Below are 16054 nucleotides of genomic sequence, written 5' to 3' on the forward strand. Positions count from 1 at the left end.
ATCATGCCTGCAGATCTTCCTGTGCCGCCTCATCCGCGCTGAGCGACTCCGCCTGCTTTGCCGCCTCCCCGGCTGGCGATAACCTGACTGCTACATCCGGCTCCATGTCGTAGACACCGACCGTATTTTTATTGGAAATAACGGTAATATTGGCCACATCATAGAGACGGTGGTACACCACGTGCTCGCCGCCCTCAAATCCGGTACAGCTCATGGACAGCAGGTATTCGCCGCCCTGCAGGGTCATCTTCTGCGTAAACGCGACATCGTAAATATCGCCCTCCTTGACCGGATGGACATCCGTTCCCTCAAACAGGGTGTTCGTGCCGGTCAGGTCGGTTCCTTTCTTATCCTTGATCGTATAAGTAAAGATCGGTGCCTGAATCGGTGCATTGAAACGGATGCGCTCGCGGATGGTAAACTCTTCGCCTTTTAAGAGCAGGTTAGTGATATTGCCGCGCGCGTCCACCAGTCCCAGATCGAAGATCTGCGCCCTGCCGTCGCCGTACTCCTCGCGGTTTGCGTTGATCGTCAGCTTGTCGCGCATTAAGCCCGGCTTTTTCGCCGTTTCTCCGTTCAAAGCAGTCGGATTTCCGGTGCCGTCCGATGCTGAACCAACTCCATTTTCTGCGGTGCCATCCACTGCCTCGGAGCCGTTTACATTTCCGGCATCGTTATTTCCAACCTCATTTTCAGATGCACCGTTCTCCGCACTTCCGGCTCCTGATTTCTCCGCTTTTATTACCTTGTCCCCGGAAAAATCGTTCATTACCTCCAGCTCGGCGCGCAGCGCGTCCATCTGTCCTGCCAGAATCTTTTTGTAGAGATCGACCATCTTGCCCGCCGAACCCTGTGCGATAAATTCGCCCTTATTGAGCAGCACTACCTTATCGCAGTATTTGATGATACTTCCCATATCGTGGGTTACCATGATGATAGTCGTGCCGTTTTTGCGGATCTCCTCCATGCGGCGGTAGCACTTGGACTGGAAAAAGACGTCCCCGACCGAGAGCGCCTCATCAACGATCAGGATCTCCGGCTCGACGTTGATCGCAAGCGCAAATGCCAGACGCACGAACATACCGCTCGAGTACGTCTTGACCGGCTGATAGACGAAATCGCCAATCTCGGCAAAATCGAGAATCTCCGGCAGCTTTGCATCCATCTCTTTTTTGGTATATCCCATCATCGTACCGTTCATATAGATATTTTCGATACCGGTGTAGTCCTGGTTAAATCCGGCTCCCAGCTCCAGCAGCGCCGAAATTTTGCCGCGCACCGTCACCTCGCCGGTCGTCGGCGTGAGAACGCCGGTAATGATCTTAAGGATCGTCGATTTACCCGAACCATTCGTACCGATGATGCCGACCGTCTGACCTTTTTCAACCGTAAAGGAAAGATCGCTCAACGCGTAGAAATCCTTGTGGTATTCTTTATGGCTGACGCTCAGAGATTCTTTCAGCCGATCGATCGGTTTATCATACAGCCTGTATATCTTGGTCACATTTTTCACTTCGACCGCGTACTTCTCTGCGTTCTCCGCCTCTTGTGCCCCTGTGTTTGTTGTATTTTCAGCAGACATATATCTTTTTCGTTCCTCCTGTTCCACTATTCTCGTAGTATAGCATGTTTTCTATGTTTCTTGCAATTCCTGTACGCAGAAAAACACACCTCTTTCTATGTACTCACGAAAAACATTCGTATTTTTTTGTGAAATGTTTTGTATTTTCTTGACAATATCCAGATGCTATGCAAAAATCATGGCAAAGGAGGATGATTCTATGGATTTTTTAACAATGACAATTCGAAAACAAAAAAATATTGCACTCATCGCACACGACAATAAAAAACGTGAACTCATCGACTGGTGTGAGGCGAACAAAGAGATCCTCAAAAAACATTTCTTATGCGGAACCGGCACAACCGCCCGCATGATTACGGAATATACCGGGCTTCCGGTCAAGGGCTATAACAGCGGTCCTCTGGGCGGCGACCAGCAGATCGGTGCAAAAGTCGTCGAGGGACAGGTTGATTTTATCATCTTCTTCTCTGATCCCCTGACCGCCCAGCCGCACGATCCGGATGTCAAGGCGCTTCTTCGAATCGCCCAGGTTTACGATATCCCGATCGCCAACAATAAAGCGACTGCCGATTTTATGATTACCTCGCCGCTGATGGATGAGGAGTATGAGCATGACATCATCAACTTCCACCAGAATATTAAAGAGCGGGCCAAGACGCTGTAAAAAACACATTCTCCCTTGTATTTATTCTCATTCTTCGGTACAATGGTCGTTACCGTTTATGAGAACAGATACAAGGGAGATTTTTTATGTTGCAGAAATTTTTTAAATACATTTTCCAAAGCATGGCGGGCATGCTGGGAATTTCCGTCTACATCCTCGCAGACACCTATTTTATCTCGGTCTACTCCGGTGCAGATGGTCTGGCGGTCTTAAATCTGATTTTACCGGTTTACGGACTGATCTATGCGATTGGAGCAATGATCGGGATCGGATCGGCGACCCGTTATGCCATCGACCGTGCGCAGGGCAAAAGCGCCAGCTTCTATTTTCTCTCCGCCGTAACCTGGGATATTCTCATCAGCATTCCGCTGGTGCTGGCAGGCATTTTCATCCCGGATAAAATCTTGCAGCTTCTCGGCGCAGACGCGGGGCTGACCGCGCTCGGAAAGCAGTATCTCCGCATTATTCTGGCTGCCTCGCCGTTTTTTATGTCCAACTACGCATTCACGGCGTTTGCGCGCAATGACAGCGCTCCGGCGATCGCGATGCTCGGCTCCATCGCCGGAAGTATGTTCAACATCGTGTTTGACTACATCTTCATGTTTCCGGCAGGTCTGGGACTGACCGGCGCGGCGTTAGCGACGGCATTCTGCCCGCTTGTGACGATGAGCATCTGCGGCACGCACTACCTGGGAAAACACAATCAGGTCGGATTCCGTTTTCGCGCTCCATCCCTGCGCCACCTGATCGCCTGCTGCCAGCTCGGCGTATCCGCCTTTGTCGGCGAAATATCCTCCGCCGTGATCGCGATCGTCTTTAATTTCCTGCTTCTGGGACTCGCCGGAAATGTCGGTGTCGCCGCTTACGGCGTCACTGCCAATCTCTCCGTCGTTGCCATGTGCCTGTTCAACGGACTCGCGCAGGGCACGCAGCCGCTCATCAGCGAAAGCTACGGAAAAGGCGATCACACGCAGAGCCGCCAGTTCCTGACCTGGGGCGTCATCGCCTGCCTGATCGTGGAAGCGATCATTCTGGTGCTGACCTGGAGCATGACCGATCCACTGATCCAGATCTTCAACCAGGAGCAGAACGCCGAACTTCTGCATTACGCCCACAGCGGGCTCCGGCTGTATTTCCTGGGCTTTCTCTTTGCTGGCATCAACATCCTGCTGGTTGCCTATTTTTCCGCCGTCGCGCAGCCAAAACCAGCCATCGCCGGTTCTCTGCTGCGCGGGGCCGTCGCTATCATCCCCTGCGCTGTCACACTGGCGCGCCTGTTTGGGCTGAACGGCGTCTGGCTGTCTTTCCTGGCATCGGAAATGATCACTTTCTTCGCTATTTTGCTGCTGGCAAAGCTGGGACATTCTTCCAAAGAATTACATAATTTTAAAATAATTTGATTTTGCCCCAAAAAATATTTGACATTTTATATCATTCGTAGTATATTGATGAAAAATCGAACACACCAAAACCGTTGAAGCGGAGATCAAAGCAGCATATGCGCGCACAGAGAGTCCGGGAGGCTGAGAACCGGGTCGAGATGCAGGTTGCCAAATGGACCGCTGAGGGCGCAGCCAAAAGCCGGATATATTTTCAGCCTAGTACTCTGCGACGTAGGGCATACGTTAGTTGCCGGAGATATGCAGGTATCTCGCAAAGCGCATGGAATCACTCCATGAATCAAGGTGGCACCGCGGGCTTAAAAGCGAACGATGGATCCGAAGGGGATCCAGATTCTTTTGATAGTTACCCGTCCTTGACAGATTCTTAAAAGATCTGTCATGGGCGGGTTTTTTGTTGTTCTGAAATCCATCTTTCATTCAAACAAATTTCCCTGCACCTCCCGCCCGGACAGAAAACAGGGTTGCTGTCCTATCCAGAATTTCCACATTCAGAAATTTATCACTGGAAAACAGCCCCACATTTCAACAACAGGAGGATTTGCTATGTATCCAACACTTGACGAAGTCCGGAAAATCGCTGCATCCGGCGATTACCGGCGCATCCCTGTTTCCCGTGAACTCTACGCAGACGCTTTTACCCCGGTGGAGGTGCTGCGGACGCTGCGCGCTGCCAGCCATCACTGCTATCTGCTTGAAAGCGCCGAGGAAAACCAGAAATGGGGACGCTACTCCTTTTTAGGCTACTCCCCGGCGATGGAGCTGACCTGCCAAAACGGCGTCTTAAAAATCCGCACCGGCGAGGAGGACGAGCTGGCAGCCGAAGAAAACCGCGCCGTCTCCCATCCGGGCGAGACTATCCGTGAGATCCTGGCTGCCTACAAAAGCCCGAAGCTGCCGGATATGCCGCCTTTTACCGGCGGTCTGGTCGGCTATTTCTCTTACGACTACATCCATTACGCTGAGCCGACACTCGACTTTTCCAAACTGAAAAACGATGATTTCTGCGATGTTGACCTGATGCTGTTTGACCGCGTTATCGTATTTGACCATTACCGACAGAAATTGATTCTCATCGCCGGTGTCCGGACGGATTCCTTAGAAAAATCGTATCGGCAGGCAGAAGAGAGCTTAAACGAGATTGTCTCCTTGCTGCAAAGCGGCGCCAAAGCGGTTTTCCGGCCATTAAAGCTCAAAGAAGAGCTGGCTCCTGCTTTTTCGAAAGAGGAATACGGGGCAATGGTTGAGAAAGCCAGACATTACATCCATGAGGGCGATATTTTCCAGGTGGTTCTCTCCAATCCGATGACCGCCGCCGCAGAGGGCAGTCTCTTCGACACATACCGGGTTCTGCGGACACTCAATCCATCCCCGTATATGTTCTATTTTACCAGCGATGATGTGGAAATCGCCGGTGCATCGCCAGAGACACTGACACGCTTAACCGACGGCACTCTCTACACCTTCCCGCTCGCCGGAACCAGACCGCGCGGGAAAGATAAAGAAGAGGACGAGGCGCTGGAACGGGAGCTTCTCGCCGATGAAAAGGAGCTGTCCGAGCACAACATGCTGGTTGACCTCGGTCGAAATGACTTAGGACGCGTCAGCCGCCTCGGTTCCGTCCAGGTAGAAACCTACGCTTCTGTCGTGCGATTCTCCCATGTCATGCACATCGGTTCCACAGTACGCGGCGAAATCCACCCGGATCGCGATGCGGTCGATGCCATCGACTCCATTCTCCCAGCCGGAACACTCTCCGGTGCGCCGAAGGTGCGGGCGTGCGAGATCATCGCAGAGCTGGAGGGAAGAAAACGCGGTATCTACGGAGGCGCCATCGGTTATCTGGATTTCACCGGAAATATGGACACCTGCATCGCCATCCGGCTGGCTTACAAGAAACACGGCCGCATCTGCGTCCAGTCCGGCGCCGGAATCGTCGCGGACAGTGTCCAGGAAAAAGAATTTATAGAATGCTGCAATAAGGCCAAAGCCGTGGTAAACGCCATCCAGACAGCAGAAGGAGGTCTCTTATGATTTTACTGATTGATAATTACGACAGCTTTGTCTACAACCTCTACCAGCTTGTCGGAACGATTCGCCCGGACACGGTTGTCATCCGAAACGACCAGCTGACAATTGCGGATATTGAAAAAATGGCGCCGGATGCTATCATCATTTCCCCGGGTCCCGGAAAACCGGAGGACACCGGTATCTGCCTGGAAGCCATCCGCCATTTTGCCGGAAAAATCCCTATATTCGGCGTCTGCATCGGATTGCAGTCCATCTGTACCGCATTCGGCGGAGTCGTTACTTATGCCTCCCGGCTGATGCACGGAAAAACCTCCCCGGTCACCTATGAAGCGGGCAGCCGCCTCTTTCAGGGTATGCCGAATCCATTTCCGGCAGCCAGATACCACTCCCTGTCCGCCTCCCGTAAGGACCTGCCGCCAGAGCTTCGCGTGACTGCCATCTCCGATGATGGGGAAATCATGGCACTCGAACATACGACGATGCCGGTTTACGGAGTGCAGTTTCACCCGGAATCCATTTTAACGCCGGATGGACGGAAGATTCTGGAAAACTTTTTGGCATCCATCCAATAAATTACACACCTCAGAAAGGAGTCTTCACCATGATAAAAGAAGCCATTATCCGTCTCTCAAAAAAAGAGGACTTATCCTACACCGAAGCCGAGGAAGTCATGAATGAAATTATGGAAGGAAAAGCAAGCCCGATTCAGATTTCCTCTTACTTAACCGCACTCTCCCTAAAAGGCGAGACGATCAGCGAGATCACCGCTTCCGCGGCAGGCATGCGGGCACACTGCATTAAACTGCTGCACGATATGGATGTGCTGGAGATCGTCGGAACCGGCGGTGACGGGGCTAATTCCTTTAATATCTCCACCACTTCCTCCCTTGTGATTGCCGCAGCCGGTGTCCCGGTCGCAAAACACGGAAACCGCGCCGCTTCCTCCAAATCCGGCGCCGCCGATGTTTTAGAGGCGCTGGGCGTCAAGATTGACCTGCCGCCGGAGCGGAGCGCCAAACTGCTTAAAACGATCAACATCTGTTTCCTGTTCGCGCAGAATTACCACATTGCCATGAAATACGTCGCGCCGATCCGGAAAGAGCTCGGCATCCGCACCGTATTCAATATCTTAGGTCCGCTCTCCAACCCGGCGGGTGCCAACATGGAACTGATGGGCGTCTTTGACGATTCCCTTGTCGAACCACTCGCACAGGTTATGGCAAACTTAGGCGTCAAACGCGGCATGGTTGTATACGGACAGGATAAGCTCGATGAGATTTCCATGAGCGCCCCGACCTCCGTCTGTGAAATCCGCGACGGCTGGTTCCAGTCCTACACGCTAACGCCAGAGCAGTTCGGCTATGAACGCTGCAGCAAAGAAGAACTCGTCGGCGGTACCCCGGAAGAAAATGCCGAAATCACCCGCGCCATCGTAGAAGGACGCGAGCGCGGCGCCAAGCGCCAGGCGGTGTGCCTGAATGCGGGGGCTGCGTTGTACATCGTCGGAAAAGCCGAAACCATCGAGGATGGTGTGCGGATGGCAGAGAAGCTGCTCGACAGCGGGGAGGCGGCGAAAAAGCTGCAGCAGTTTATCACAGAGAGCACACGAGAATAGGAGTTTTACACATGAACGCAAGCAACAACATTCTGGATCGGATCTCCGCTAAAACGAGGGAACGGATCTCCGTGGAAATGCGGCAGGTTCCGCTTTCCGAAATCCGCAGGCAGGCGGAACGAGTTTTGCAGGATTCCCGCGATTTTAGCAGCCATGGCGGTTCCTTCCGCCGCGCCCTCGCCAGACCGGGTATTTCTTTCATCTGCGAGGTCAAGAAAGCTTCGCCTTCCAAGGGCGTGATTGCCGAACATTTCCCGTATTTGGATATCGCCAGAGAATACGAGGCGGCAGGCGCGGCGGCAATCTCCTGCCTGACGGAGCCGCACTGGTTCCTGGGTTCAGATCAATATCTGAAGGAAATTGCCTCACAGGTATCGATTCCGGTTCTGCGGAAGGACTTCACCATTAGTCCTTATATGATATATCAGGCAAAGGCTTACGGCGCGTCAGCGATCCTTCTCATCTGCTCCATTCTGGATGATGCCGAGCTTCACGATTATATGCAGCTTGCAGATGAACTACATCTGGACGTGCTGACGGAAACACACTCCGCCGGGGAGATCGAGCGTGCCGTCAATGCTGGGGCGCGGATCATCGGCGTCAACAACCGGAATTTAAAAACCTTCGAGGTGGATGTGGAAAACAGCCGGCGCCTGCGCGAACTGGCGCCGCGCGATGCGCTTTTTGTATCAGAAAGCGGCATCCGCACCGCCGAAGACATCCGGGCGCTGTATGAAAATGGCACTGACGCCGTTCTCATCGGTGAAACCCTGATGCGGGCGAACGATAAGCGCGCCATATTAAATGAATTGACACACCTGCTGCCAAAAGAACCACTTGAGGAAAAGAATCATGAGCAAGATTAAAATCTGCGGCCTGACGCGCCCCTGCGACATTGATTTTGTCAATGAGGCAAAACCGGATTTCTGCGGCTTTATCCTGGGTTTTCCCAAAAGCCGCCGCTGCATCTCCATTTCCACACTCTATACCCTGCGGGAACGGCTGGATGCATCGGTAAAACCCGTCGGTGTGTTCGTCGATGCCCCGATGGAGATGATTCTTCCGCTCGCGGCGGACGGAACGCTTGCAGCCATCCAGCTTCACGGGCATGAAACGGAGGAGTATGTCCGGCAGTTAAAGGAAGGGACTTCTGTTCCCATTTTTCAGGCATTCCGCGTAACTGACCGCAAAAGCCTGCTTCCGGCACTTCAAAGTCCTGCCGATCTCATTTTACTGGATCATGGGGCTGGAGGAACGGGCAAAACCTTTGACTGGTCTGTCTTAGAAGGCATTACCCGCCCCTACATCCTCGCCGGAGGATTGGGACCGGACAATCTGGAATCCGCCATTTCCACGCTGCATCCGTGGGGTGTCGATATGAGCAGCGGAGTGGAGACGGACGGGGTCAAGGATCGGGAAAAAATCTGGAAAGCGGTTCAGATCGCCCACAAATATGCTGCCATTCATGACTAGCAAATACATCTGAGCCTATATCTGCAACCTGAAATTGTCTTAATGAAATTGTCTTAAATAAAATAAACACTTTATAAATAAGGAGAAAATCTATGTCAAAAGGAAGATTTGGCGTTCACGGCGGTCAGTATATACCGGAAACCCTGATGAACGCAGTCATCGAATTAGAAGAAGCTTACAACCTCTACAAGAATGACCCTGAATTTAACCGGGAATTGCAGGAACTTTTAAATGAATATGCCGGACGCCCGTCCCGCCTCTATTTTGCGAAGCGCATGACCGAGGATCTGGGCGGCGCCAAGATTTATCTAAAACGGGAAGATTTAAACCACACCGGCGCGCACAAAATCAACAACGTGCTCGGACAGGTTCTTCTCGCGAAACGGATGGGAAAAACACGTGTCATCGCCGAGACCGGAGCCGGTCAGCACGGCGTCGCAACCGCTACCGCTGCCGCCCTGATGGGGATGGAATGCGAAATTTTCATGGGAAAAGAAGATACCGAGCGCCAGGCGCTCAATGTATACCGGATGCGGCTTCTTGGCGCGAAAGTCCATGCCGTTACTTCTGGAACCGCCACCTTAAAGGATGCCGTTTCAGAAACCATGCGCGAATGGACCAACCGCATCGATGATACGCACTATGTCCTCGGTTCCTGCATGGGACCGCACCCATTCCCGACGATCGTCCGCGATTTCCAGGCAGTCATTTCCAAGGAAATCAAGGAGCAGATCCTCGAAAAAGAGGGACGGCTCCCGGATGCCGTTCTTGCCTGTGTCGGCGGCGGTTCCAACGCGATCGGCACCTTTTACAATTTTATCAGCGATCCGGATGTCAAACTGATCGGCTGCGAGGCAGCTGGACGCGGCATTGATACCGCTGAAACGGCAGCAACCATCGCCACCGGGCGTCTCGGAATTTTCCATGGCATGAAATCGTATTTCTGCCAGGATGAGTACGGACAGATCGCCCCGGTTTACTCCATCTCCGCCGGTCTGGACTATCCGGGCGTCGGACCGGAGCACGCGCACCTCTACGACACCGGGCGCGCACAGTACGTCGCAATCACCGATGACGAGGCGGTCGATGCGTTCGAATACCTGTCGCGCACAGAAGGTATTATTCCGGCGATCGAGAGTGCCCATGCGGTTGCCTACGCAAGAAAGCTGGCACCCGCCATGCGAAAAGACCAGATTATCGTGATCACCCTGTCTGGGCGGGGCGACAAGGACTGCGCTGCCATCGCGCGTTACAGAGGGGAGGATCTTCATGAGTAATATAAAAAAAGCATTTGAACACGGAAAGGCATTTATCGCCTTTGTAACCTGCGGCGATCCGTCGCTTGAGACGACGGAAGAACTGGTTCTTGCCATGGAACATGCAGGCGCCGATCTGATTGAGCTGGGAATCCCGTTTTCCGACCCGACCGCCGAGGGACCGGTCATCCAGGGTGCAAACTTGCGCGCCCTTTCCGGCGGCGTGACCACCGACAAAATTTTCGATATGGTCGCCAGACTGCGCCAGAAAACACAGATTCCAATGGTGTTCATGACCTACGCCAACGTCGTATTTTCCTACGGCACCGAGCGCTTCATCAAACGCGCTGCCGACCTCGGCATGGACGGGCTCATTCTCCCGGATGTTCCATTTGAGGAAAAAGAGGAATTTGACACCGTATGCCAGAAGTACGGGCTGGATCTCGTCTCCCTCATCGCCCCGACCTCCCATGACCGCATCCGCATGATTGCAAAGGAGGCAAACGGCTTCGTCTACTGCGTCTCCTCCCTCGGTGTCACCGGCGTCCGGAGTGAGATCACGACCGATATCGGCGCGATGGTAAATCTGGTAAAAGAAGAAAGCGATATCCCGTGTGCCGTCGGCTTTGGCATCTCCACCCCTGAGCAGGCTGCCAGAATGGCAGAAAAATGCGACGGTGTCATCGTTGGAAGCGCGATTGTGAAGCTCTGTGGGCAGTATGGAAAAGACTGTGTGCCGTATGTGGCAGAATACGTGAAATCCATGAAAGACGCGATTCGGTAAAAAAAGAAAACCGTCTGTAAAAGAATCTTTCATTCTTTCTCAGACGGTTTTCTTTTTCTGGCTTCAGAAGCCTTGTTCTGTCGTAAATGCTTTAGGTTGGTGGTAACTCATCCAGTTCTGCCGGATGGTTATAAGCTTGCGAGCAGATTATCCATTACATTTCGCACAGAAACTCTTTTTCTACTTCTGCCTCAGACTCGGTATAACCTAACTGCGCAGCTAAACGATGTACCAGTACCGGCATTGCTTCCTGCTCTAAGGACTCGGAAACTACATGCTTTTCTGCTGGTGTGTTGTAATATGCCTGATATAAATTCTCCTGATATAAACCGTTATTGAATGTTCTTGTTGCTTTCATCATGATAATTACCTCCATCAAATAAAATTATATTTTTTCATATGATAGGCGGAAATCCATTGCAATATTCTTATGATACTATTACGATATCCGTCTGTGAAAATCTCTTGTTTCTTTCGATGGCAATAATATAACACTGTCAAACAAAAAGTACCATCCCCGGAAGTGGTATAAACTTATAAGTCATTTGCAATTATATAAACATAAGTTAATATATGTAATAAGTACCAATTTTGACGCCCTGACTATGTACAAAAGTTACAAAAACAGCCATACTTGAAATATAAACAAAAACGTCCGGCGGCGATTTGCGGATTTGTGCATCCCGCCTAAAAAAGAATGTACCTTGGCTCATTCAGGCGTCTCGCGCGGTCGCCTGCGAACGGTTCTGGCAGGGCTACGCGGATGGGTGCTGCCTACACAATGCGTGAACGGTGGCTTAACGGGATTCGCGGATTACCTCCTCAATATTTTTGTACGGAACCCGCGTAAAAAGCCCCCGCAGCTCTTCCGCCAAATCCAGTGCCATCGCGATTTTTGTGAGTGACAAAAGGGAAATCTGCCCCGTCGCCTCAAATCGCTTAATTGAGCCATAACTCACCCCACTCATGTCCGCCAGTCTCTGCTGTGAAATAGCGCGGCGTTTCCGGATGTTACGCAGCCGTGATGCCAGTTTCTGATCCAGTTCATCTGCAGTTTCCCAGATAAGTGCTTCCATATTGCTCTCCTGCCTCTCTAAAGATAATGACCTAACATGTCCTGCACACATGTACGAATCTGTTTTATCATTTCCATGCATCTCGTTTTTTTCATTCCGGCTGCAAGCCCAACTGCAAGCAGCTCCTTCTCACCCGGATTTCGTCCATTGCCATCTACGCTGGTCGTATGTTCCCCATAATATGTGTTGCTGTACGTCAGATCATACGCTGGTCCCAGGCGCCATTGCTCTTCCTCCTCCCGATATATATAAGTAAAATTCTTTGAATGATCATCCCGGTTGTGGGCAAACACATTAAAACACATACGGCGGAACATGTTTTCTATATCTTCTGCCTTCCCGTTCGTCAATATTTTCGTTAATTTCATCAATTGATGGTAATCCAGACTTGGCTGTTCAAAATCCAGTTCTAATAACGCCGCTGCCGTCAGCATATGAACCCGCTTTACCATCCCATTTTCTATTTCCCGATCAAATCGTCTGGTTCCAAAATATCCTTTGCATCGCCTTGAGGGAAACAATCTCGATTCACTCATGACAATTCCGCACTGTTTTGCACAGCACGCATAGTCATACTCCATCTTCCCTGCATCTTTTCCATCTATATGTGCCGGAAATTTAATCAGCCAGTCCTCTCCCTGAATCTGCGTCATGATTTTCGGGCGCGCACCTCCGCTTGTACCGCCCAGCCGGTACAGTTCATCCAGTTTGTCCGAGTATTCGGTATTTAATATTTTCTGGCAGGCCTCCGCAAGTTCGTCCAGATTATCATTTTTCTCCTCAACCGAAAGTTCCCGCTGCGGACGATAGGTCAACGCCCCCATCCCAGATCTTCCCACAACCGCCAGCCGGTCTAACACTGTCCAATCGTCTGGCTGCTGCTTATGCGCCAGCAAAAGACGCCGCAAAAGCAGGCGCCCCCACGCATCTGGCAGGCTATCCGCAAACACCCCAAACAAACCTTCAAAATAATCCTTATTTGGAATAAACACCTGCTTTTTCAAAGGCAGTGAAAACGGACTGATCGAAAATCCCTCTTCCAGCCATGCATCATCATACTCAAATGCCACCTTGTGATTCGCTGTTAATGCAAGAGTTCCTACCAGTCTGTCTTCATACATAACCTGAAGTTTCTTTCCTGTCTCCATCCGCCCTATCCTTTCTCCTTTATTATCCCATAAACACAAACTTTGGGGAAATTCTATTTTAATTTTTTCCATTTAAATCACGGATAATATATTATCTATTAATGCTATATTTTATTTGTTTTGTATAATATATTATCCATTTATTTTAATCTATCCACCCCTGATTTTCAAGCCTTCTACCTTCGCTTTTCAAAATTTCCCTCTTTATATCCTCTTCCATTTTTTTATAATAACCCTCGCGCAACAAAATATGGAATCAAGAGGCATAAAAAAAGAATCACCCGAACTAGCACTTTACGAGTGATTCTTTTTATTTAGTTTTAAAAAAACTTTGCATCCCCATTCTGCCCGGACATCCGGCACATTACCCGTCCTTCTCCGGCACCTCATCCCGCCAGACAACCGTCTCCACATCCTCAAACAGCTCCTGGTTGCGCTCGACCGTCAGATAGACAAAATCATCCGGCTGGTATTCATCCAGAAGCGCCTCCGTGTACGTGTCAAAGGTCGCAAACACCGTTTTCCGGTACAGCTTCGGCATAAAATATTTAAGGTTCTGGCTAAAGGAATCGCCTACCACCAGAAGTGTTTTATCATTCGGCGAATCCGACTCAAACACTGCAAAGCTATTGTCCTCGTTCATATCCACCGTCGTAGCCGTAACCTCCGGCAGATAATTCTGAATCACATATTCGGTATCGTCGCTGTACTCTGCTGCCATGTTAAGCATCCGCGCCAGGTCTCCGGACGCCGGTCCTGCCGCCTCAATCGAGACTGCACTGAGCGGTGTCGAGGTTCCAAGCAAAGTCTGTGCAATCTGCTGGCTTCCGATAAAAGAGCCGATCTGGTTCCAATGCGTATCATATTTGTAATAAAGCTGATACGTGTCCGCCTCTTTCAGAAGCTCCGGCTTCATGTCATATACCGGAAGTCCCTGCGCTGCAAGCTCCGGGAGCGCTGCATCCAGACGCGACTCACTTCCGTATACCCGGACCGAATCCGGCATATATTCCGCATAGACACTTTCCTTGTTGGGTGCCTCAAACATCACAAACCGGATGCCGCGCTCTTTCATTTTCTCGTTTACCGAGGTAATCGCGTCCGCCAGCGCTGTTTTCTCATCCGCCGTATAGAGATTTGTCCGCTGATAATCCGCCAGCGCATCCTCACCGTCCTCCGAAACGGTGTAAAACAGCCAGTTTTCTTTTCCGACCGTCACATCCGAAATCGAGCTTTCATTTAAAAGCTCCAGATCCAGCTTTGTCTTCGCCTTGACAAACAGATTTTTAAACGGAACATGGTCGTTGTAATACGCTTCAAATTCCGTTGGAATATTGTCAAAATTGGCAGCCGACAGTTCCGGAAAGGATGCCAATTCCCTGTTTTCATAATTCTGCTGGTCCAGATGGCTCCTGACCGCCGGATAGACAAGCGTCGGCAGCACCAGGCTCGCCGCAAAGGAACCAATCAGAAGTATTTTTGTCCCTGTCTCTCGATTCATATCTCTCGTTTTCTTCTCCCTGCATGAATCCATCTTTCTGTACTTTCACGCCCTGACGCCCATGCTTTCATTTTTATGTTCTCATTGCACAGGCAAGCATGCTTTCTACACCGCTTTTAAAAACGGAAATAAATAAATGGATTGTATGTATTGTTGACGAGCAGCAAAATGGAAAACCACAGGATCGCCATGTAGCCGATCCAGCTTGTGACCGTCACCGATCCATCCTGCGCCAGCACGCGCCCTTTCCATTTCATCCAGAACCACTGCACCGGACCGCATGCCAGCAGCGCCGCCGCCAGAAACATCCAGAGTTTCCGGTTCATGTAGCGTTCCATCAAAACGACTGCGCTGTGCGGCACAAACATATACCGGATAAAGGAAAATGCCTGCCCGATCGTGTCCGCGCGGAAGAAAATCCAGCCGATCAGCACGACAAACACCGCATAGATATGCGCCAATGGCCGGAATTTCTCCTGCTTCAGCCATTTTCCCAGAAAACAGCGCTCCAGCACGTTGAAAAAGCCATGGTAAATGCCCCAGAAAATGAACGTCCAGCCCGCTCCGTGCCAGATGCCGGTCAGCAGAAAGACCGTCCAAAGGTTGACATACGTCCGCGCCGTGCCCCTCCTGTTTCCGCCGAGCGGAATGTACACGTACTCTTTAAACCAGCTGGAGAGGGAAATATGCCATTTCCGCCAGAAATCCTGGATCGAAGTCGCTGTGTACGGCAGCCGGAAGTTTTCAATAAATGTAAAACCAAACATTTTTCCAAGCCCAATCGCCATGTCCGAATAGCCAGAAAAATCGAAATAAATCTGCAGCATATAGAGAAGCGCCGTCAGCCAGAGCATCGCCTGGCTCACATCCGCCGCCTGATACGCGTAGACTGCGTCCACCACCTCGGCAAAGGTATTTGCCAAGATGACCTTCTTTCCCAGACCAAAAATAAAGCGTTTCACGCCGTAAGAAAAGCCCTCCAGCGTGACGGTCCGGTTTTCGATCTGCTCCTCGATGTCATGGTATTTCACGATCGGTCCCGCTATGAGCTGCGGGAAGAAGGAAATATAAAGCATCATATTGAGCGGATTTTTCTGCGCCTGATTTTCGCCCCGGTACACATCCACCACGTAGGAAAGCGCCTGGAAAGTATAGAAGGAAATTCCGATCGGCAGCGTCACCTGAATCGCCGGAAGCGCTATATCAAACCCGCGAAGCAGCGGATTCAGCACCTCGGCGAGGAAATTGTAATATTTAAAATAGCCGAGGATCAGAAGATTGAGCGTCACGCAGAGCGCCAAAAGCCATCTCTTTTTCCCGAATTTCTCCACCAGACGCCCGAAACCGTAGTTGAGCAGAACCGAAAAAATCATGAGCACCACATACCGCGGTTCGCCCCAGGCATAGAAAAAGAGGCTGAATACGGTCAGGATGCCGTTTTTGAACGGTTTGGGGCTCACGTAGTAGAGGAGCAGGATGCAGGGGAGAAGAACCCATAGGAAGATGATTGAGCTGAAAACCATT

General features: G+C 51.0%; 15 protein-coding genes. 9 read left to right on the forward strand and 6 right to left on the reverse strand.

Going from position 1 to position 16054, the window contains the following annotated elements; genetic code table 11:
* Nucleotide 1: 1 nt before the first annotated feature.
* Nucleotides 2-1582 carry an ABC transporter ATP-binding protein gene (locus DWZ76_RS00500; RefSeq protein WP_118471429.1) on the reverse strand — a complete coding sequence of 527 codons (1581 nt, stop codon included), beginning with the start codon at nt 1580-1582 and terminating at the stop codon, nt 2-4.
* Nucleotides 1583-1781: 199 nt separating this feature from the next.
* On the opposite strand from DWZ76_RS00500, the gene DWZ76_RS00505 reads away from it, so the two are divergent.
* The 9 genes from DWZ76_RS00505 to trpA all read left to right on the forward strand — a co-directional run bounded on the left by DWZ76_RS00505 (nt 1782) and on the right by trpA (nt 10805).
* Complete coding sequence (locus DWZ76_RS00505; protein WP_022360055.1) at nt 1782-2246, forward strand: methylglyoxal synthase; 465 nt, start codon at nt 1782-1784, stop codon at nt 2244-2246.
* A gap of 86 nt (nt 2247-2332) precedes the next feature.
* The gene (locus tag DWZ76_RS00510; protein ID WP_118471431.1) at nt 2333-3646 is read left to right on the forward strand and encodes an MATE family efflux transporter; all 1314 of its coding nucleotides are present in this window, start codon (nt 2333-2335) and stop codon (nt 3644-3646) included.
* A gap of 546 nt (nt 3647-4192) precedes the next feature.
* Nucleotides 4193-5680 carry an anthranilate synthase component I gene (gene trpE / locus DWZ76_RS00520; RefSeq protein ID WP_118471433.1) on the forward strand — a complete coding sequence of 496 codons (1488 nt, stop codon included), beginning with the start codon at nt 4193-4195 and terminating at the stop codon, nt 5678-5680.
* On the forward strand, nt 5677-6249 hold the full coding sequence (locus DWZ76_RS00525) for an aminodeoxychorismate/anthranilate synthase component II (RefSeq protein WP_118471435.1): 573 nt from the start codon (nt 5677-5679) through the stop codon (nt 6247-6249). The genes trpE and DWZ76_RS00525 overlap by 4 nt, the downstream gene beginning before the upstream one ends.
* A 29-nt stretch (nt 6250-6278) precedes the next feature.
* Nucleotides 6279-7292 (forward strand): anthranilate phosphoribosyltransferase, encoded by a 1014-nt coding sequence (trpD, locus tag DWZ76_RS00530; RefSeq protein WP_118471437.1) that lies wholly within the window; start codon nt 6279-6281, stop codon nt 7290-7292.
* A gap of 11 nt (nt 7293-7303) precedes the next feature.
* Nucleotides 7304-8158 (forward strand): indole-3-glycerol phosphate synthase TrpC, encoded by an 855-nt coding sequence (trpC, locus tag DWZ76_RS00535; RefSeq protein ID WP_118471439.1) that lies wholly within the window; start codon nt 7304-7306, stop codon nt 8156-8158.
* Nucleotides 8145-8765, forward strand: coding sequence for a phosphoribosylanthranilate isomerase (locus tag DWZ76_RS00540; RefSeq protein ID WP_118471440.1), 621 nt, complete (start codon nt 8145-8147; stop codon nt 8763-8765). Before trpC ends, DWZ76_RS00540 begins: the two co-directional genes overlap by 14 nt.
* 92 nt (nt 8766-8857) lie before the next feature.
* On the forward strand, nt 8858-10042 hold the full coding sequence (gene trpB / locus DWZ76_RS00545) for a tryptophan synthase subunit beta (RefSeq protein WP_118293635.1): 1185 nt from the start codon (nt 8858-8860) through the stop codon (nt 10040-10042).
* Entirely contained in the window at nt 10035-10805 is a 771-nt protein-coding gene (gene trpA, locus DWZ76_RS00550; protein ID WP_182426202.1) for a tryptophan synthase subunit alpha, read from the forward strand. Before trpB ends, trpA begins: the two co-directional genes overlap by 8 nt.
* 154 nt (nt 10806-10959) lie before the next feature.
* Here trpA and DWZ76_RS00555 read toward each other — a convergent pair whose 3' ends face one another.
* The 5 genes from DWZ76_RS00555 to DWZ76_RS00575 form a co-directional block, all read right to left on the reverse strand.
* Entirely contained in the window at nt 10960-11166 is a 207-nt protein-coding gene (locus DWZ76_RS00555) for a hypothetical protein (RefSeq protein WP_107000704.1), read from the reverse strand.
* A 436-nt stretch (nt 11167-11602) separates the two neighbouring features.
* On the reverse strand, nt 11603-11881 hold the full coding sequence (locus DWZ76_RS00560; protein ID WP_107000705.1) for a helix-turn-helix transcriptional regulator: 279 nt from the start codon (nt 11879-11881) through the stop codon (nt 11603-11605).
* 17 nt (nt 11882-11898) lie between these two features.
* Complete coding sequence (locus DWZ76_RS00565; RefSeq protein WP_107000706.1) at nt 11899-13029, reverse strand: type II toxin-antitoxin system HipA family toxin; 1131 nt, start codon at nt 13027-13029, stop codon at nt 11899-11901.
* A gap of 364 nt (nt 13030-13393) precedes the next feature.
* A complete protein-coding gene (locus DWZ76_RS00570) occupies nt 13394-14530 on the reverse strand; it encodes a hypothetical protein (RefSeq protein WP_181357195.1) in 1137 nt (378 codons plus the stop codon).
* Between the two features lie 116 nt (nt 14531-14646).
* Nucleotides 14647-16053 carry an MBOAT family O-acyltransferase gene (locus tag DWZ76_RS00575; protein ID WP_118469204.1) on the reverse strand — a complete coding sequence of 469 codons (1407 nt, stop codon included), beginning with the start codon at nt 16051-16053 and terminating at the stop codon, nt 14647-14649.
* Nucleotide 16054 lies beyond the last annotated feature (1 nt).

Origin of the sequence: Clostridium sp. AF35-15, from assembly GCF_003477745.1 — a bacterium.
GTDB classification, from domain to species: Bacteria; Bacillota; Clostridia; order Lachnospirales; family Lachnospiraceae; genus Otoolea; species Otoolea fessa.